Annotated in this window: 16 protein-coding genes; 10 read left to right on the top strand and 6 right to left on the bottom strand. The window is 45.4% G+C overall.

Annotated features, from left to right (window positions below; all coding sequences use genetic code 11):
- Positions 1–105: 105 nt before the first annotated feature.
- Positions 106–957, bottom strand: a complete 852-nt coding sequence (fdhD, locus tag GQS64_RS03795) for a formate dehydrogenase accessory sulfurtransferase FdhD (protein WP_198230668.1) — start codon at positions 955–957, stop codon at positions 106–108.
- Positions 958–1,187: 230 nt separating this feature from the next.
- Between fdhD and GQS64_RS03790 the strand changes: the two genes are divergently transcribed.
- Positions 1,188–1,517 carry a TIGR01244 family sulfur transferase gene (locus GQS64_RS03790; RefSeq protein ID WP_198230667.1) on the top strand — a complete coding sequence of 110 codons (330 nt, stop codon included), beginning with the start codon at positions 1,188–1,190 and terminating at the stop codon, positions 1,515–1,517.
- 169 nt (positions 1,518–1,686) lie between these two features.
- On the opposite strand, the gene GQS64_RS03785 is transcribed toward GQS64_RS03790, so the two are convergent.
- Both GQS64_RS03785 and GQS64_RS03780 read right to left on the bottom strand, forming a co-directional pair.
- The gene (locus GQS64_RS03785) at positions 1,687–2,025 is read right to left on the bottom strand and encodes a hypothetical protein (protein WP_077990987.1); all 339 of its coding nucleotides are present in this window, start codon (positions 2,023–2,025) and stop codon (positions 1,687–1,689) included.
- A 215-nt stretch (positions 2,026–2,240) separates the two neighbouring features.
- The gene (locus tag GQS64_RS03780; protein WP_198230666.1) at positions 2,241–2,801 is read right to left on the bottom strand and encodes an NADPH-dependent FMN reductase; all 561 of its coding nucleotides are present in this window, start codon (positions 2,799–2,801) and stop codon (positions 2,241–2,243) included.
- A gap of 192 nt (positions 2,802–2,993) precedes the next feature.
- Here GQS64_RS03780 and GQS64_RS03775 point away from each other — a divergent pair, with 192 nt between their 5' ends.
- On the top strand, positions 2,994–3,245 hold the full coding sequence (locus GQS64_RS03775) for a hypothetical protein (protein ID WP_077990983.1): 252 nt from the start codon (positions 2,994–2,996) through the stop codon (positions 3,243–3,245).
- A 112-nt stretch (positions 3,246–3,357) separates the two neighbouring features.
- Here the strand turns inward: GQS64_RS03775 and GQS64_RS03770 are convergent, their stop codons facing one another.
- The 3 genes from GQS64_RS03770 to GQS64_RS03760 all read right to left on the bottom strand — a co-directional run bounded on the left by GQS64_RS03770 (position 3,358) and on the right by GQS64_RS03760 (position 6,247).
- Positions 3,358–4,266 carry a MipA/OmpV family protein gene (locus tag GQS64_RS03770; protein ID WP_369805204.1) on the bottom strand — a complete coding sequence of 303 codons (909 nt, stop codon included), beginning with the start codon at positions 4,264–4,266 and terminating at the stop codon, positions 3,358–3,360.
- Positions 4,267–4,412: 146 nt separating this feature from the next.
- Positions 4,413–5,405 carry a bifunctional riboflavin kinase/FAD synthetase gene (locus tag GQS64_RS03765; RefSeq protein WP_198230665.1) on the bottom strand — a complete coding sequence of 331 codons (993 nt, stop codon included), beginning with the start codon at positions 5,403–5,405 and terminating at the stop codon, positions 4,413–4,415.
- On the bottom strand, positions 5,402–6,247 hold the full coding sequence (locus tag GQS64_RS03760) for a TIGR01459 family HAD-type hydrolase (RefSeq protein ID WP_077990978.1): 846 nt from the start codon (positions 6,245–6,247) through the stop codon (positions 5,402–5,404). Before GQS64_RS03760 ends, GQS64_RS03765 begins: the two co-directional genes overlap by 4 nt.
- Before the next feature lie 202 nt (positions 6,248–6,449).
- On the opposite strand from GQS64_RS03760, the gene GQS64_RS03755 reads away from it, so the two are divergent.
- The 8 genes from GQS64_RS03755 to groL all read left to right on the top strand — a co-directional run bounded on the left by GQS64_RS03755 (position 6,450) and on the right by groL (position 16,927).
- On the top strand, positions 6,450–9,233 hold the full coding sequence (locus tag GQS64_RS03755; protein WP_077990977.1) for a [protein-PII] uridylyltransferase: 2,784 nt from the start codon (positions 6,450–6,452) through the stop codon (positions 9,231–9,233).
- Positions 9,230–10,792, top strand: a complete 1,563-nt coding sequence (murJ, locus tag GQS64_RS03750) for a murein biosynthesis integral membrane protein MurJ (protein WP_077990975.1) — start codon at positions 9,230–9,232, stop codon at positions 10,790–10,792. Before GQS64_RS03755 ends, murJ begins: the two co-directional genes overlap by 4 nt.
- Before the next feature lie 71 nt (positions 10,793–10,863).
- Positions 10,864–11,931 carry a tryptophan--tRNA ligase gene (trpS, locus tag GQS64_RS03745; protein ID WP_077990974.1) on the top strand — a complete coding sequence of 356 codons (1,068 nt, stop codon included), beginning with the start codon at positions 10,864–10,866 and terminating at the stop codon, positions 11,929–11,931.
- A gap of 135 nt (positions 11,932–12,066) precedes the next feature.
- Positions 12,067–13,146, top strand: coding sequence for an HWE histidine kinase domain-containing protein (locus GQS64_RS03740; protein WP_369805203.1), 1,080 nt, complete (start codon positions 12,067–12,069; stop codon positions 13,144–13,146).
- 3 nt (positions 13,147–13,149) lie between these two features.
- Entirely contained in the window at positions 13,150–13,641 is a 492-nt protein-coding gene (locus tag GQS64_RS03735) for a universal stress protein (protein ID WP_077990972.1), read from the top strand.
- 170 nt (positions 13,642–13,811) lie between these two features.
- Positions 13,812–14,387, top strand: coding sequence for a NifU family protein (locus tag GQS64_RS03730; RefSeq protein WP_077990970.1), 576 nt, complete (start codon positions 13,812–13,814; stop codon positions 14,385–14,387).
- A gap of 548 nt (positions 14,388–14,935) precedes the next feature.
- The gene (groES, locus tag GQS64_RS03725) at positions 14,936–15,232 is read left to right on the top strand and encodes a co-chaperone GroES (protein WP_075870318.1); all 297 of its coding nucleotides are present in this window, start codon (positions 14,936–14,938) and stop codon (positions 15,230–15,232) included.
- Between the two features lie 60 nt (positions 15,233–15,292).
- Positions 15,293–16,927, top strand: a complete 1,635-nt coding sequence (gene groL, locus GQS64_RS03720) for a chaperonin GroEL (RefSeq protein ID WP_077990969.1) — start codon at positions 15,293–15,295, stop codon at positions 16,925–16,927.
- The last annotated feature ends 477 nt before the right edge of the window (positions 16,928–17,404 follow it).

The raw sequence follows: 17,404 nt of genomic DNA, 5'->3' as shown, positions 1-17,404 counted from the left end.
TGAACTAAGCTTGAAGATGACAGCGTACATGGATAGCATGTGCGCTCAGGTTCCGGCACTCAGCCTTCCAAGCTGATGCCTGAGGGATCGAGGTTGCGGGGTGGATCAGATAATCCACTTTTCACCGCAATATATTTCAAAACTATTTTCCCGTGTACGGCCGACCAATGTCATATTACATTTCTGGCCTATGCGAATGGCTTCAGCGGTTGCTGCCGATACAGCAACAAGTGTAGAAACGCCGAGAACGGCAGCTTTTTGCACCATTTCCACTGAAAGACGGCTGGTCACAACGATAAAACCGCAATTTACATCCATGCGGTTGCGAAACAGATGACCACATAATTTGTCAAGCGCATTATGCCTGCCGACATCTTCCCGAACCGCAACTATACCTTTATTTTTATCGTAAAAAGCTGCGGCATGCACGGCTCTTGTCGCATTGTTTAAAACCTGTTTTTCACATAATTCACGCGCCGATGCGAAAATTTCTCCCGCATCAAATAAAATATCTGTCCGTTTTACCGGAGCTATATCGCGCATGGCCGCTTCAATAGATTCGATCCCGCATAGCCCGCAGCCTACTGGTCCTGCCATAGAACGCCGCCGCTTTCTAAAAGCATCCCGCCGGTCATATTGTAACGCTATCTGGACATCTATTCCGCGCGGCAGCGTAACAATATCAACGTTTTCTATCTCGTTCGGGTCATGTATAAATTCTTCCGTTCGGCTGAAACCATATGCAAAATCTTCAAGATCGTCAGGCGACGCCATCAATACAGCCTGCGTTGTTCCATCATAAGAAAGAGCAATCGGCACCTCTTCGGCAACTCTTTTCGAGATTTGGCTTCTCTTTTTATCGGCTGAAGAAACTATATCGACATCTACCAGAACCGTGTCATCCATAGTTGAAACGCCATTTTTTCCAATAGGAAACGCCTTTTTCAAGATCGTCATTTAACCATTCATTCTCTTGTTACAAAACCGAAATCAAGGCATTGAAATGCGTGAGGCATTCATGCTTCAAGATAATCAAACATCGTCAAGCATCACGCTTACAAGCGTTTGTCATTCGGCTCGCGTTCAAGTTTCATGTTTTATAAGCAAGAGATACGCTTGCCAAGGTTTACGCAACAGAATATTTTCCCGAACAGGTAAAATCGACATATTCCAAGGACTAAATTCTCATGAACCTGACTGAAATTGACGATGGCGTTTTCACCTGCGGACAGATTACAGAAGATTTTGTTGACGAACTTGCCAAGGCGGGTTTCAAGACAATCATTTGCAATCGCCCCGACAATGAAGAAGAAAACCAACCAGGTTTTTCAACAATCGAAAAAGCTGCCAAAGCTCATGGCCTCGATAGCTATTATATTCCGGTTACCCCACCCCACATCACAAGTCATAACGTGGACGAGATGAAACGGGTTTTGAATAAATGCGAATATCCGGTTCTTGCTTATTGTAAATCCGGTCATAGAGCTGAAACACTCTATCATTTGGCAAAAAACTGATGCAACGCTTGTAAAGTTGGTTTTTATGTGAAATTCACTCACTCAAAATAGAAGACACTCAAAATAGAAGATGCCGACATAAAGTCGGGGTACGCCCCCTTCAAATCCCGATTGAGGCCTCTTCATCTCTCGCTACATACCCGACCGGTGTTGAAAACAATTTTGTAATCTATGCTTCTTTATTATGATGGCTATCGCGGTAAAGGCTGAGACGATGTGCAATATCGCAAATCGCGCCAAAAATGGTCATCAAAATACCGCTTGCTAACAATAGCGATGAAAAGTTGACAAGAAAATCAACGACCACAACCCTGCTCATTGTTATTGCAAGTGACACAGCTCCCACGCCGGTCAATATGGATGCAATATCGAAAAACCGCGCCCATTCGCTGTCGGATAATGATTTCCATAACGAAAAACCTAAAGCAAGATTGACGATAATAACCAGTAGACCGGCATTAACGAGTTGATAGGGCTGCCATTCAATTAAACTATTAATATTTTCCATTTTTCACTCCCCAATGTCTAAATATTATATGGGGATTCAGTTGGACGATATAAAGGCATTTCAAAATTTAGTGTTCACGTTTTATAAAAACGTGTATTATATCAGGATTATTATATTTTTATGTGACAATAAATTATAATATAAAAAATCCTGAAATGATTATTATATTAACAACCATTTCAGGATCGAATTTATTATATTAATAATAGAATTTATTATTTTAAAAGTTGTTCAACCCATTTTCCGAAAGAATTCAATATAGTTGAAAAGAATTTTTCGGCACTTTCATTTGCAGCTTTTCCATCCTCGGTCACCAATTGCTGAATATTGCCGATATAGGCTTCCGGTTGCTGCATGGTTGGAACATCATTAAACACCAGAGCTTGTCTTAACTGATGGTTGGCACCAAAGCCGCCCAGTGCACCTTGTGAAATGGAAACAACTGCACCCGGCTTTCCATTCCATACCCCTTTGCCATATGGGCGTGATGCGACATCAATAGCGTTTTTCAATACAGCCGGTATCGAACGATTATATTCGGGCGTGATAAAGAGGACAGCATCAACCTTTTTCAGCTCATTTCTGAAATTCTGCCACGCAAGAGGCGGGTTAGCCGTTTCAAGATCTTCATTATAGAGCGGCAAATCCCCTATTTCGATAAAATCAAGCGAGAGATTATCCGGTGCAAGTTTGATAAATGCCTTTCCCAATTTCCGGCTATAGGATTCTTTACGCAGGCTGCCGATCAATATGGCGACTTTGAATTGTTTGGTCATTTTTTCCTCTTTGATTTCTCATGCTATTTTCAATATTAAAATAGGACTTTTTTATCAACTTTCAAAATGGAGATCGTTCGACACACTGTCGCTGATTTATTGACAATAAAATTTATTGTTTGTTTACCACACCATTAGAAACCCGCTTGAAATGGTAATTTTCATTTCTGTACAGCTTTCATTTAGGGCACAATGAATGCCATTGCGATCCCGCAATTGAAAGGTGGAGACAAGGTGCTGAAACATAGTTCGGATGCATTACAGCTATCGACTTACACGAGAAGATCGCACTTTGTTTATGGCGTGTTTGAATATCTGCTTGTTATAGTGGTTACGCTTGCAGCTATTGTCACCATATCGGTTATTTTTATCGACGAATTTGCAAATCTGGTGGAAACAACCGCCAATAGCCCGATCATCAGCCCGACATTTGATAATCAATAAAAACACTCGCCCGACATATAAGAGCAATTCCGGCTAACGCTATTGGACCGGCAGGTTATATTGGATATAAGAAATCGCGATTTTCCGTATTATGAGGCGCGGATTATCCATTTCACCGTAGCGTAAAATCAAAACGATAGGATGCGGAAATACCCATTGTAAACTGGTTTTTGTCGCCACGCTGACTAACCAAAGATGAATCACCCGCGTCCCCTGTCAGCCGCTTGTATTCGCTGAATACGCTGGTGGTAATTTTGTCGGTGGCCTTCCAGGTGATTGCACCACCGGCGCCGAATGCCCCCCAACCGCTATCGGGATGGAATTCTTTCAAACCGGAGCGGAGCGATTCTTCATGGTCAACTCCGTAATAGGTCTTGAAATAGTCTTTTGTGGCGTAGAAAGCACGCGGCCCGCCGGAAACCTGAACAGATGGTGTCAAATTTTTATAAGCATCAACTGCAATATCGGACGTTACAGCATCATGACTGCGTATACCTTTACGCAGTTCCGCCCTCGCCCGCAGCCAATCGAGCGGGTAAATCTCGGCAAAACCGCCAACTTCGCCACCCCATTTTACCCGGCTTAGCCCCTTGAGGTCGCCCGATGTATCGCTGTCACGATCCTTGAGGACTTTGCCAACGACACCGAGTCGAATGAAACTTTTTTCCAAAAGTGCAAAAGACATATTATCATTGCGTGACGAAAAGCGGCTATCACTACCGGTTTTCCCGATAGAAAAAATCGGATCGACTGCAATATCATATGTATCGTCGCCCTCGAATTTCGGTGCTTCGTAAACCGATGCACCCAGCGTCAACGACCAGTTTCCACTATAAAAATGTTGTTTTTTCGGTGCTGTCGACCGGTAATTTCTGTCGTCCGCATAACTTTGTCGGCTGGAGACATTGGTGACTTTGCCTGTCTGATAGTCGTAAAGCTGTTCGGCTTTTCCCTGAAAACACGAAATCGTCATCAAGCCCGTTATGCTGGCAAAAACTATTTTCACACCAATATTCGACACGTATATACTCCAGACACGTTGACAAAACGACCTGATTTCAAGCCGTTACGCACCAACTCTTTGCAGACTGGCTGCTTTAACTATTCAATCAAGTTTTTAAAAATCTATTAAAACCCCGGCACCTCAAAAATCTTGTGAGCCTATCCTTACCTATTGGTAAACGTGAAGTTTTTATCCAATGCCGATAATGGGCGGGCTTTTTCAAGTGCCGTTTGTGCACTTTCTTTATCCTTTTTCATCTGCTCAATCAACGGTTGCAACCCGTCAAATTTCTTTTCTCCACGTAAATAGGAATAAAAGCTGACAGATGCGGCCTCATCATACAAATCACCATCAAATGAAAAGAGAAACGTTTCGAGAAGTGGCACGCCATCCCCTTCGACTGTCGGTCGTTTGCCGAAACTTGCAACCCCGTCATAAAGTGTCCCGTCATTTCGCCGGAAGCGCACGGCATAGATTCCGAAAGCAAGGCCGGTTTCTACGGGAAGTGCCATATTGGCAGTCGGAAATCCCAATGTTCGCCCAAGCTTTGCGCCGTGAATAACTTTTGAACAAACGGTATAATGATAACCTAAAAGATCAGCACTTTCTTCGACTTTCCCTTCAGTCAAAAGTTTGCGTATGCGGCTTGAAGATATAATTCCGCCATTTTCATCACAAAATGGTGGAACTTTAATAACGGCGAAGCCGAATCTCTTTCCGCAATCTTCCAAATATTCGGGTGTACCGGAGCGTTTGCTGCCAAAATGGAAGTCACTTCCGGTTACAATGGCCGAAGCCTGAAACTTCTCGCAAAGAATATGTCTGACGAATTCTTCGGCGCCAAGTTTTGCAAAGTCTGCGTCAAATTTCTGTTCGACAACACCATTAAATCCGAGCAATCGCAATATTTTTGCTTTTTCCGGCGCAGGTGTCAGCCGGTCTACCGGCGATTGCGGCCTGAAGAAAGTTTTAGGGTGAGGCTCGAATGTATAGACGATTGCCGGTCGTTGTGTCTGGCGCGCCACATCGAGCGCTCTTTGCAAAACCACCTGATGGCCTCTATGGATACCGTCAAAATTGCCGATTGCTACAACTGCATTTTTATAGCTTTCAGGAAATGCAGAAAGGTTTTCCAACCGCAAAAATTCATTTTTCATTTCAACGCCCACATGGTGGCAATCGGATGGCTGCCATATTTATTCAGAAATTCGATCAACAAGGCACGATCGACATGACCATTTTTCGCATATTCATTCTGATGAATTCCACCGGAGATAAAAAGCGTATCAAGACCGAATTGTTGTCCGCCTTTCATATCCGTCAGAATTCCGTCGCCAATAGCAAGAATGCGATCTTTGGCAACAAGGCCGTTTTTTTTGTCAAGTTTCTTCATTGCCAGATCATAAATCGGGCGGTGGGGTTTACCCGCAATCAATGTGCGCCCACCGAGTTGTTCGTAATTGCGGGCAAGTGCACCAGCGCACCACAATTCCTTATTGCCATGGTGAACGATGATGTCGGGATTGGCACATATAAAGGGTAGATTTTTCGACCTTAGTTTGAGCAAAAGTTCGTCATAATCTTCCGGCGTTTCATGCTCGTCGTCGAAAAGTCCCGTACAGACAATCGATGTTGCTTCAAATTCTTCGACAAGCTCGACATCCAATCCGTCAAACAAGGCGAGATCGCGTTCGGGACCAATATGAAAAACTTTTTTTGGCGCTTCCATGATGAGATAACGTGTAGCATCGCCGGAAGTGACAATGTCATCGTAAACGTCAGTGCCGATCTTCAATGAAGCCAACTGGCTGGCCACACCTTGGTGGGGACGGGGCGAATTGGTGAGCAATATAACCGATTTTCCCGATTGCCTGACTTTCCTTAAAGCCGAAACAGCTTTGTCGAAAGCGTGAATACCATTGTGAATGACACCCCAGACATCGCAAAGAACAGCGTCATAGCGGTCGATAATTGCTTGTAAGCTTTCGGGTTCTTCCATCTTGTTACCATACCTTGTTAGAAACTCGCGGCTTGCCGGAATTTATAGCTTGTCAGAACGTTTTTCCAAGACACCTAACGCAACAGAAAGATGATGTCATCTTCTTTCTCGATTGTCGCGAATATAGGCTATTCCAAGAATTTGAAATATAGTCTAGATTTATTTCAATTTACAAAATGGGTGAGCAGCGGATCGGGTAATAATGGGTGCTTCACAAAAAAATCTTGTTCTGATTGAAGAAACAAAACTTCGCCAGATGATGGAAGAGCTTATTAAAAACGAAAATGGAGCTGATATCGGTTTAAAAATCCGACCGAAAATCGTTGCACTTTTAAAAAATACTATTTCCGAAGGGCAAAAACAGGCTGAACTTATTCTTCAGCAAAATGGCAAAGGGCGTCAATGCGCACGCCGTTTGAGTTTGCTCGTTGATACTGTCATTACAACACTTTATAATTTTGTTGTTGAAAGAATTTACCCCCTGCCCAACCCGTCAAGCGGTGAACGTATTGCTCTCATAGCTGTCGGTGGTTATGGACGCGGGACACTGGCTCCCCACTCCGATATTGATTTGCATTTTTTGCTGCCATGGAAACAGACACCCTGGGGCGAACAGGTTATGGAATATATTCTCTACATGCTTTGGGATGTGGGACTTAAAGTCGGGCATGCAACGAGAAATATCGAAGACTCGATCCGCATGGCGCAAGAAGATATGACAGTGAGAACTGCCCTTCTCGAAGCGCGTTTTCTGATTGGCAATCGTGGAATTTTTGACGAATTGATGCGCCGTTTTGAAGATGAAGTTGTCAAAGGTACGTCACCTGCTTTTATCCGAGCAAAACTTCTGGAGCGTGACCAGCGCCATAAAAAAGCCGGTGAAACACGTTACCTCGTCGAACCCAATGTAAAGGAAAGCAAAGGCGGTCAACGCGATTTACAAACCCTGTTGTGGATTGCCAAATATCACTATCGCATCACCTCGACCGACAAACTCGTTACATTGGGTGTTTTATCCAAAGCGGAATTGAGAATTTTCAAAAAAGCCGATGATTTTTTATGGGCGGTACGCTGCCATATGCATTTTTTAACAGGGAAAGCACAAGAGCGTTTGTCCTTCGACATACAGCGCGATATTGCCCACCGGCTCGGCTACACCGCCCACCCCGGTATGGAAGATGTCGAACGTTTTATGAAACACTATTTTCTTGTTGCCAAACAGGTTGGCGATTTGACGCGAATTGTTTCAGCGGCTTTGGAAGAAGAATATGCAAAACCCGTTCCCGGATTAAATCGGGTATTTTTGACTTTTTCCCGCCGTAAAAAGAAAATTGTCGATTATCCGGGTTTTGTCATTGATACCAAACGTATCAATATTGACGATGATGACGTTTTTGTCCGTGATCCGGTCAATCTTATCCGCCTTTTTTATCTCTCCGACACCCATGGTCTTGAATGCCACCCGCATGCCGTGCAAGAAGCCTCCCGTTCGCTGAAACTCATCACACCGAAAGTTCGGGAAGACAAAGAAGCAAATCGGCTTTTTATTGCCATTTTAACATCTCCGCGCAACCCGTCGCTGATTTTGCGGCGGATGAATGAATCGGGCGTATTGGGTAAATTCATTCCCGATTTTGGCAAGATCGTCGCGATGATGCAGTTCAATATGTACCACCATTACACTGTCGACGAACATCTTTTGCGCTGCATTGCCTGCCTTAGCCAAATCGACCATGGCGAAGTTTATCAGGATCATCCGCTTGCTTCATCTATTGTGCCAACGTTCAAAAAAGAGCGTACGATTCTTTTTGTCGCTTTATTTTTACACGACATTGCCAAAGGCAGGCCGGAAGACCATTCGATTGCAGGTGCAAAAATTGCCCGTAAACTTTGCCCGCGTTTCGGGCTTTCGCGGGCGGATACCGAACTTGTCGCCTGGCTCATCAAAGAACATCTGACCATGAGCATGGTTGCCCAGTCACGTGACCTCAACGACCGCAAAACAATTGAAGATTTTGCCAATGTTGTCCAGACAACCGACCGGCTGAAACTGCTTTTGGTTCTCACAATTTGCGACATCAAAGGCGTGGGACCGGGCGTGTGGAACGGTTGGAAGGGACAATTGTTGCGAACTCTTTATCATGAAACCGAACTTGTTCTGACCGGCGGTTTTTCGCAGGTTCCGCGCACAGACCGTATCAACGCGTCGAAAGAACGCCTGCATGATGCACTTGAAAATTGGGACGAAGCTGAAAAACAACATTATATCGGCTTACAATATCCGAACTATTGGTTGACTGTTTCGCCCGAAGACCAGGTGAGGCAAGCCAATTTTATCCGTGATGCGGATAAACGCAAAACCCCGCTCGCCACAATGTCGGAACTCCACCGTTTTGACGGGGTAACGGAACTCACCATTCTTGCCCCCGATCATCCGCGCGTTCTTTCCATTGTCACGGGTGCCTGCGCAGCCGCCGGCGGCAATATTGTCGACGCTCAAATATTTACCACAACAGATGGCCGTGCTCTCGACATCATTCTTATCAGCCGCGAATTTGAACTTGATGATGATGAAACAAGGCGGGCAAATCGAGTTGGAAAAATGATTGAAGATGCCTTGAAGGGCACAATCCGTTTACCGGAAGTGATTGCACAACGTGCCAAACCGCGGCGCGCTGCCAAAGCTTTTGACGTTGCGCCGAATGTCGAGATCAACAACACCCTCTCCGACAAATTCAGTGTTATCGAAATTGAAGGACTTGACAGGCCGGGGCTGCTTTTTGAAATCACGAAAACTCTTTCCGATCTTTCTCTTGACATTGCCTCGGCACATATTACGACCTTCGGAGAAAAAGTTATTGACAATTTTTATGTTAATGATCTTTTCCGTCACAAGATTATCAACCCGCAAAAACAAGCTGCCATACGACGCAAACTTCTGGCACTTATAGCGGCTGAGCCGAAGGAAAATATGAAGAGAACATGAGCCTCATCAAACAATTCGCGACCGTTGCATCCGGCACGTTGATGAGTCGCCTGTTCGGTTTTATCCGCGAAATGCTTATGGCAGCGGCTGTCGGCACCGGTCCGGTGGCCGATGCTTTCAATGCCGCATTCCGTTTTCCCAATACATTCCGCCGGCTATTTGCCGAAGGCGCTTTCAATTCGGCTTTTGTCCCACTATTTGCCAAACAGATAGAAGAGGACGGGTTAGACAGTGCACGGCGGTTTTCCGAAGAAGTGTTCGGTGTGTTGTTTTCAATTCTGTTGATTTTAACCATCATTATGGAACTGACCATGCCGTTTCTGGTGCGTTATGTCATTGCACCGGGCTTTACCGATGATGCAACAAAATTTTCCGCAACCGTTCGCTTTGCCGTGATTATGTTCCCCTATCTTGCCTGCATGTCACTGGCGGCAATGATGGGCGGGATGCTCAATTCGCTTCATCGTTATTTTGCTGCAGCAATCGCTCCGGTTTTTCTCAATATTATTCTTATCGGCGTTCTCTTCTATGCCTGGATTTATAAACTGGATCCCTGGCATGTCGGCATTGGTCTTTCATGGGGGGTTATGGCTTCCGGTGTTGTGCAACTTGTTATCGTTTGGATTGCTGTAGCCAATGCCGGTATGAAAATAGGTTTTCGCTTTCCCCGCTTTACCGATAATGTTCGCAGGCTTCTCTGGCTTGCACTACCTGCTGCTATAACCGGCGGCATTACACAGATAAACCTCCTCATCAATACCAATATTGCTTCCGCACAATCAGGTGCTGTCTCTTCGCTCGTCTATGCCGACCGGCTTTATCAACTGCCATTGGGTGTCGTCGGAATTGCAGTTGCCACCGTGCTTTTGCCCGAACTTTCCCGTGCACTCAGAAGCGGCAATCTGAAAGAAGCCGATAACTTGCAAAACCGGTCTGTCGAATTTACTCTGCTTTTGACTTTGCCGGCCGCTGCCGCGTTTCTGGTTATGTCGGAACCGATTGTGCGCCTGTTATTCGAGCGCGGGCATTTTTCTGCCCAGTCGACAACAATTGTCGCCGGAATTTTGGGAATTTACGGCTTGGGTCTTCCTGCATTTGTGTTGATAAAAGCATTCATACCGGGGTTCTTTGCCCGCGAAGACACCAAAACGCCCATGATTTTTGCCGGAATTTCGGTCGCCGTCAATATATCGCTTGCGCTTACACTTTTCCCGATTTTATCGGCACGCGGAATCGCAATTGCCGAAATCTCGGCGGGTTGGGTCAATGCAATTCTGTTGTTCATTACGCTTGTCAGAAGACGCCAATGGGGACGGGATAGAATTCTTTTGAAACGTATTCCGCGAATTTTACTCTCGACAATTATAATGGCTATCGCCCTCCATTATGCGATCGGCTATCTTTCTTACCCGCTTTCGGCAAACGCACCTCTATCTTATCGGGCTGTCGGCGTCCTTTCTCTGGTATTTGGAGCCATAATAGTCTATTTCGGTTCTGCGTTTCTTCTTGGCGCAACAAATATATCGTTGCTTAAAAGAGGATTGCTGCGTAAGCGATAAAGCGTTTGATTGCTTTCAAAAGAAAGCTTTGACACAAACAATTATATTTTTGAAAGATCGGATTATTTACTATGAGCACATTCAAACAACGTGTTTTTTCTGGAGTTCAAGCTACCGGAAATCTTCATCTGGGAAATTATCTCGGTGCGATCAAGCGTTGGGTTGAATTGCAAAAAGACTATGAATGTATCTATTGCGTGGTTGATATGCATGCGCTCACTGTCAATCCTGATCCGCATGATCTGATGCGGTCGACACGTGAAGTAACCGCGGCATTTCTGGCAGCCGGAATAGACCCGAAACGCCACATTGTGTTCAACCAGTCACGGGTACACCAACATGCTGAGCTTGCATGGATCTTCAATTGTGTTGCCCGTATCGGCTGGATGAACAGAATGACACAGTTCAAAGATAAAGCCGGAAAAGATCGCGAAAATGCGTCTCTCGGCCTCTTTGCCTATCCAAGTTTGATGGCTGCCGATATTCTGGTTTACCGCGCCACAAAAGTACCCGTCGGCGAAGACCAGAAACAGCACATCGAATTGACACGCGACATTGCGCAGAAATTCAACAATGACTATTCGGCCCGCATCGCCGAACTCGGTGTCGGCGTGGAAATGCAGGTTGGCGATGAAACTGTTAACGGCTTTTTCCCGCTCACTGAAGGGTTGATCGGCGGCACGGCCACACGCGTTATGTCATTGCGTGACGGAACAAAAAAAATGTCGAAATCCGATCCTTCCGATTTATCGCGTATCAATCTCATTGATACAGCCGATGACATTTCCAAAAAAATCAAAAAGGCAAAAACCGATTCAGAACCCTTGCCTGACACCGTTGACGGCCTGAGTGGCCGTCCGGAAGCCGATAATCTTGTAGGAATTTACGCTGCCCTTTCCGGCACAGATAAAAAAACTGTTATCGAAGAATTTGCGGGTAAGCAGTTTTCCGTATTCAAACCGGCACTTGCCGATTTGGCTGTCAGCAAATTATCGCCCGTCACAGAAGAATTGCGTCGCCTCAACAATGAACCTTCCTATATTGATGATGTTTTAAGAAACGGTGCCGAACGCGCAAGCGTTCTCGCTGAAGACACGATGAAACATGTGCGTGATATTGTGGGCTTTCTTCAGGGATGAAGTTCAAACAGATAATGATACAGGTGCTTTGAATAAAAGCACCTGTATATAAAATCAGTTTAACAAAAATAATTTGCACAATAGCTGAATTGCACTAATTTAAAAACCGGTTCAAATTTTGGATTGGAATATTGTGTGACGTTTTCTTTAAAGACGGAAATTGACAAAGCGGGCAAATCTGACGGAACGAAGTCACAATCAACGAAGAATGATGACGGCGAGCGTTCACGTTTCATTGCCGAGATTGATTTTTTACGTGACCTTGTGCAGCAGGCGCCGGGCTTTGTTATTGTATTGCTCAATCGCGATCACCGCTTTTATCTTGTCAATAATGCCTTTATGGAGCTTGTCGGCACGCGGGAATTGATCGGCCACACTGTAGCCGAAGCGATGCCCGAAATACCCAGACAGGGGTTTATTGCTCTTCTCGATCAGGTTTGGGAAACAAAAGAACCGTTTCGCGGGGCGAGCGTACCACTTCTGATCGAGCGACCGGGTGACGAAGAACCGGTATTGCACTATGTCGATTTTATCCATCAACCGATCAAGAATAGCGATGGTGATGTTGTCGGAATTTATGTTCAGGGCATTGATATAACCGAACGTATCAATTTTGAAAACCAGTTACATATCCTTGCCGGAGAATCGGCCCACCGCGTGAAAAATATTCTGGCCATGGTCAACGCCGTGGTGGCTCAAACTTTGAATAGCAGCACAGATATAGAGAGTGCACGCGAAAAAGTCGGTGCACGCTTAAGGGCAATTGCGGAAGCGCAAAGCACTTTGAAAGAGGATAGCGGCAAGAAGAGCGACCTTAAGATACTTGTTGAAAATACCATGTCGGTTGCCATAGAAACCTACGGCAATATCAAAGTGAAGGGGCCGAAAGTCAGTGTTTCCGAAAAAGCGGCTTTGGCACTTGCGCTAACGCTCCACGAACTCATGACCAATGCCATCAAATATGGTGCTCTTTCTGTTTCATCCGGAAAGGTTTCGGTTATCTGGTCGCTTGCAAAAGACGGAATTATTCATCTCCAATGGGTTGAAAGTAACGGACCTGAAGTGGCCTCCCGTCATAAAAAGGGCTTCGGTTCAACATTAATTGAACGCAGTTTAAGCTACAATCCGCATAACAATGTAAAAATTGATTATGCTGCAAGCGGCCTCATATGCCACATTGAATTGGCTCCTGATGGCTCATCATCCGGTGAATGACAAATGTTATCGAAACGACTAAGCCGCCAATACGGTCATAAGCGAAAATTTCTGGCAATTATCGACGAAACACCTGAATGTCGACGCGCCGTTGCCTATGCATCAAGGCGGGCTAAAAATACAGGTGGCTCGCTCATCCTGCTTTATGTGATCGACAGTTCGGAGTTCCAGCACTTCCTTGGGGTTGGTGATATTATGCGTGCTGAATCCCATGAGCAGGCGCACCAGACCTTATCCGCAATTTCTGCAGAGGTTAGGGAAAATCTGGGAATAGAGACGGAAACAAAAATTTGCGAGGGGCAAAAGGCTGCTGAAATAGTCAAGCTTATCGAGAGCGATCAGGACATTGCGGTTCTTGTGCTTGCGGCCGGTTCCGGTGCCGAAGGCCCCGGCCCCCTCGTCCAGTCAATTGCTGCAAAGGGAAGTGCTTTTCCCATTCCTGTTACAATTATTCCAGATGGTTTGACAGCAGAAGATATAGATTCGGTCGCCTGACCGGCTTTGTTCGGGCGGCAAGAATAAAAACAACATTAAAAAAAGCTAACAATCACTGCAACGTCATTTACGAGAATGACTTGCCTCTTGAATTTTTGTTCCCTAAAGCAGCATATAGAAGGTAATCGAATAATGCACCTTGCATGCCTTGACCATGAAAAGGAAATTAAATGTTCATTCAGACAGAAACGACACCCAATCCCGCAACACTGAAATTCCTGCCCGGTCGGGTTGTGCTGGAAGAAGGTGTGGCAGAGTTTCGTGACAAGGAAGATGCTGCCGAGCGTTCGCCGCTGGCTTCCAAGCTTTTCACAATTCCCGGTGTAACAGGCGTTTTCTTCGGCTATGATTTCATTACTGTTACAAAAGACAATAGCGAGTGGCAGCATCTGAAACCGGCTATATTAGGGACTATTATGGAACATTTCATGTCCAATAGCCCGATCATGGCAGCACATGTCAATGATGTGCCCGATGTGCCAGTTGGTGAAGAATTTTTCTCCGACGAAGATAAAGACCTTGTCGACACGATCAAGGAACTTATTGAAACGCGGGTTCGCCCTGCTGTTGCCAATGATGGCGGTGATATTACGTTTCGCGGGTTTGAACGCGGTGTTGTTTATCTGAACATGCGTGGAGCCTGCTCCGGTTGCCCTGCATCGACTGCAACACTCAAGCACGGTATCGAAAATCTTCTACGCCACTTTGTTCCCGAAGTTCTGGGAGTCGAGGAATATCCTTCCTGACAAAGCTGACTTTCGCGAAATAAAATAAATTTTCGCAAAATAAAGTAAATTTCTTTGTAAAAAATTCTCTCTTGCACAGTTTATCAAAAAAATGTGCAAGACTGTTTTCGGCAGGCTTTATGTAAGCGTGTTCTTGAAACGGTCTTTATGTTAATTGCAAAACATACGGTCGGGACTTTGGATAAAGATATTCAAAGACATTCGGTTCTTCTATCCGGAATACGATCTAACCTGTTGGTGACCATGTATAAATTCTCATAGATCATGACCTCCTGCCGGAGTTCCGGCACTTTGCCCGAACAGGAAAGCAAAGCTGTGTTTCAAGCATGATTTAACCGCCCTATCCGGTGGAAACAGTTCATATCTTCACCGAAATTCGGGAAGGCTCAAGCAATTCACTAAAAAAATGAAACCGCCTTCTTGACATTATAAAGGGCAATTTTTATCTGTTCTCATGAGTTAGCACTCTGACATCGAGAGTGCTAATCGAGGCAAGACCTCAAACAATTCGAGTTTAATTAAAGTTAAACAATTTAAGGGTTCAAGACATGGCAAAAACCAAATTCCGCCCATTACACGATCGCGTAGTCGTTCGTCGGGTTGAATCAGAAGAAAAAACCGCAGGTGGGATCATCATCCCTGATACAGCCAAGGAAAAGCCACAGGAAGGCGAAGTTCTCGCTGTTGGTCCGGGTGCACGTGATGAAAGCGGCAAGCTCGTTGCTCTTGACGTTAAAGCAGGCGACCGCGTTCTCTTTGGCAAATGGTCAGGAACCGAAGTCAAGCTTGATGGCGAAGACGTTCTGATTATGAAAGAGTCCGACATTATGGGTATTCTCGGCTGATAGCCATTTCCCCATAAATTTTAAAAAACAATTCCGGGATAATTCCCAAGGAGATATGAAATGGCTGCAAAAGAAGTCAAATTTGGCCGCGATGCGCGCGAACGTATGTTGCGTGGCGTCGATATTCTCGCCAATGCCGTGAAGGTAACACTTGGTCCTAAAGGCCGTAATGTTGTGATCGACAAATCTTTCGGTGCACCGCGAATTACCAAGGATGGTGTTTCGGTTGCGAAAGAAATCGAACTTGAAGACAAGTTTGAAAATATGGGCGCACAGATGTTGCGCGAAGTTGCTTCCAAGACCAACGATATTGCCGGTGACGGTACCACAACAGCAACTGTTCTGGGTCAGGCAATCGTTCAGGAAGGCGCAAAAGCTGTTGCTGCCGGCATGAACCCGATGGATTTGAAGCGCGGTATCGATGCTGCTGTTAATGAAGTTGTCGAAAATCTTCTGAAAAAAGCAAAGAAGATCAAAACTTCAGCCGAAGTTGCACAGGTTGGCACTATTTCTGCCAATGGCGAGACTGAAATCGGTAAAATGATTTCCGAAGCCATGCAGAAAGTCGGCAATGAAGGTGTTATCACCGTTGAAGAAGCGAAAACCGCCGACACCGAATTGGAAGTTGTTGAGGGTATGCAGTTCGACCGCGGTTACCTTTCGCCTTACTTCGTAACCAATACAGAAAAGATGGTTGCCGATCTGGATGATCCTTACATCCTTATCCACGAAAAGAAACTTTCAAACTTGCAGGCACTGCTTCCCGTTCTTGAAGCTGTTGTCCAGTCAAGCAAGCCTTTGCTTATCATTGCCGAGGATGTTGAAGGTGAAGCTTTGGCAACTCTGGTTGTCAACAAATTGCGTGGCGGCTTGAAGATTGCTGCTGTCAAGGCTCCTGGCTTCGGTGACCGTCGTAAAGCAATGTTGGAAGATATTGCCATTCTGACATCCGGTCAGGTTATTTCCGATGACCTCGGCATCAAGCTTGAAAATGTCACACTCGACATGCTCGGCCGCGCCAAGAAAGTTACCGTTTCCAAAGAAAACACGACAATCGTCGACGGTGCTGGCAAGAAGCCTGAAATCAATGCACGTGTCAACCAGATCAAGGCTCAGATCGAAGAAACAACATCCGATTATGACCGTGAAAAACTTCAGGAACGTCTCGCAAAATTGGCAGGCGGTGTTGCTGTTATCCGCGTTGGCGGTGCAACAGAAGTTGAAGTTAAAGAGAAAAAAGACCGCGTTGACGATGCTTTGAATGCAACACGCGCCGCTGTTGAAGAAGGCATTGTTGCCGGTGGTGGTACTGCACTCCTGCGCGCAGCAGCCGACATCAAGGTAAAAGGTGCAAATTCCGATCAGGAAGCCGGTATCAATATCGTTCGTCGTGCTTTGCAGGCTCCTGCCCGTCAAATTGCGACCAACGCTGGCGATGAAGCTTCTATCGTTGTTGGTAAAATTCTTGAAAACAAGAGCGATACATTCGGCTACAACACAGCCAATGGCCAATATGGCGATTTGATTGCTCTGGGCATTGTCGACCCTGTAAAGGTTGTTCGTTCTGCTCTGCAAAACGCTGCTTCCGTTGCCGGATTGTTGATTACAACCGAAGCTATGATTGCCGAACTGCCGAAGAAAGAGGCTCCAATGCCTGCAATGCCGGGCGGCGGCATGGGTGGTATGGACTTCTGATAAAGTCGTCCTCGACTACATTCATGAACGGGCCTTCGGGCCCGTTTTTTTGTGGCGATCAGGTTGTTTTGCAGAGAAATGTCTTGCCAGTTCACGGGCGAATATAACTTTTAAAAGTGAGGCCAAACATTCACCCCTTTTAACTTTCATCAAGGGGAAAATAGCTAAAAGCCGAAGATGTTTTATAAATCTTTTTCTGTTTATCCGGAATTGCAACCGGCCTTCGATATTTGAACTCTTTTCCTTGTTTCAAAACGGCAACCGGCTTTTATCGCCAAACTCCGGTTTCAGGACCGGAACGCCTGCTCTTTCTTGCGGTTCACATGTTTAAAAGCGCATTTCATATGAAAACGACGAACAGAATTTCATATATCCGCTTTGTTCTTTGACGAGCTATTGTTGTGGCCGATTTTTCCTCACCAAAATATGTATAAAAAGCCGTTCAACAAATAGATCTTGAACTGTTTAAGGCTTTTC

Origin of the sequence: Bartonella sp. P0282, assembly GCF_048452985.1 — a bacterium.
Taxonomy (GTDB): domain Bacteria; phylum Pseudomonadota; class Alphaproteobacteria; order Rhizobiales; family Rhizobiaceae; genus Bartonella; species Bartonella choladocola.
Note: the sequence above shows the minus strand (reverse complement) of the source record. Positions and strands in the feature narration are given on the sequence as shown.

Coding starts and splice junctions, on each gene's coding strand:
- GQS64_RS03760 (WP_077990978.1), bottom strand. CDS start 6,247: ATGGAAGAACCCGAAAGCTTACAAGCAATTATCGACCGCTATGACGCT.
- murJ (WP_077990975.1), top strand. CDS start 9,230: ATGAGCCTCATCAAACAATTCGCGACCGTTGCATCCGGCACGTTGATG.
- trpS (WP_077990974.1), top strand. CDS start 10,864: ATGAGCACATTCAAACAACGTGTTTTTTCTGGAGTTCAAGCTACCGGA.
- fdhD (WP_198230668.1), bottom strand. CDS start 957: ATGACGATCTTGAAAAAGGCGTTTCCTATTGGAAAAAATGGCGTTTCA.
- GQS64_RS03765 (WP_198230665.1), bottom strand. CDS start 5,405: ATGAAAAATGAATTTTTGCGGTTGGAAAACCTTTCTGCATTTCCTGAA.
- GQS64_RS03785 (WP_077990987.1), bottom strand. CDS start 2,025: ATGGAAAATATTAATAGTTTAATTGAATGGCAGCCCTATCAACTCGTT.
- groES (WP_075870318.1), top strand. CDS start 14,936: ATGGCAAAAACCAAATTCCGCCCATTACACGATCGCGTAGTCGTTCGT.
- GQS64_RS03780 (WP_198230666.1), bottom strand. CDS start 2,801: ATGACCAAACAATTCAAAGTCGCCATATTGATCGGCAGCCTGCGTAAA.
- GQS64_RS03730 (WP_077990970.1), top strand. CDS start 13,812: ATGTTCATTCAGACAGAAACGACACCCAATCCCGCAACACTGAAATTC.
- GQS64_RS03735 (WP_077990972.1), top strand. CDS start 13,150: ATGTTATCGAAACGACTAAGCCGCCAATACGGTCATAAGCGAAAATTT.
- GQS64_RS03755 (WP_077990977.1), top strand. CDS start 6,450: ATGGGTGCTTCACAAAAAAATCTTGTTCTGATTGAAGAAACAAAACTT.
- GQS64_RS03790 (WP_198230667.1), top strand. CDS start 1,188: ATGAACCTGACTGAAATTGACGATGGCGTTTTCACCTGCGGACAGATT.
- GQS64_RS03775 (WP_077990983.1), top strand. CDS start 2,994: ATGAATGCCATTGCGATCCCGCAATTGAAAGGTGGAGACAAGGTGCTG.
- groL (WP_077990969.1), top strand. CDS start 15,293: ATGGCTGCAAAAGAAGTCAAATTTGGCCGCGATGCGCGCGAACGTATG.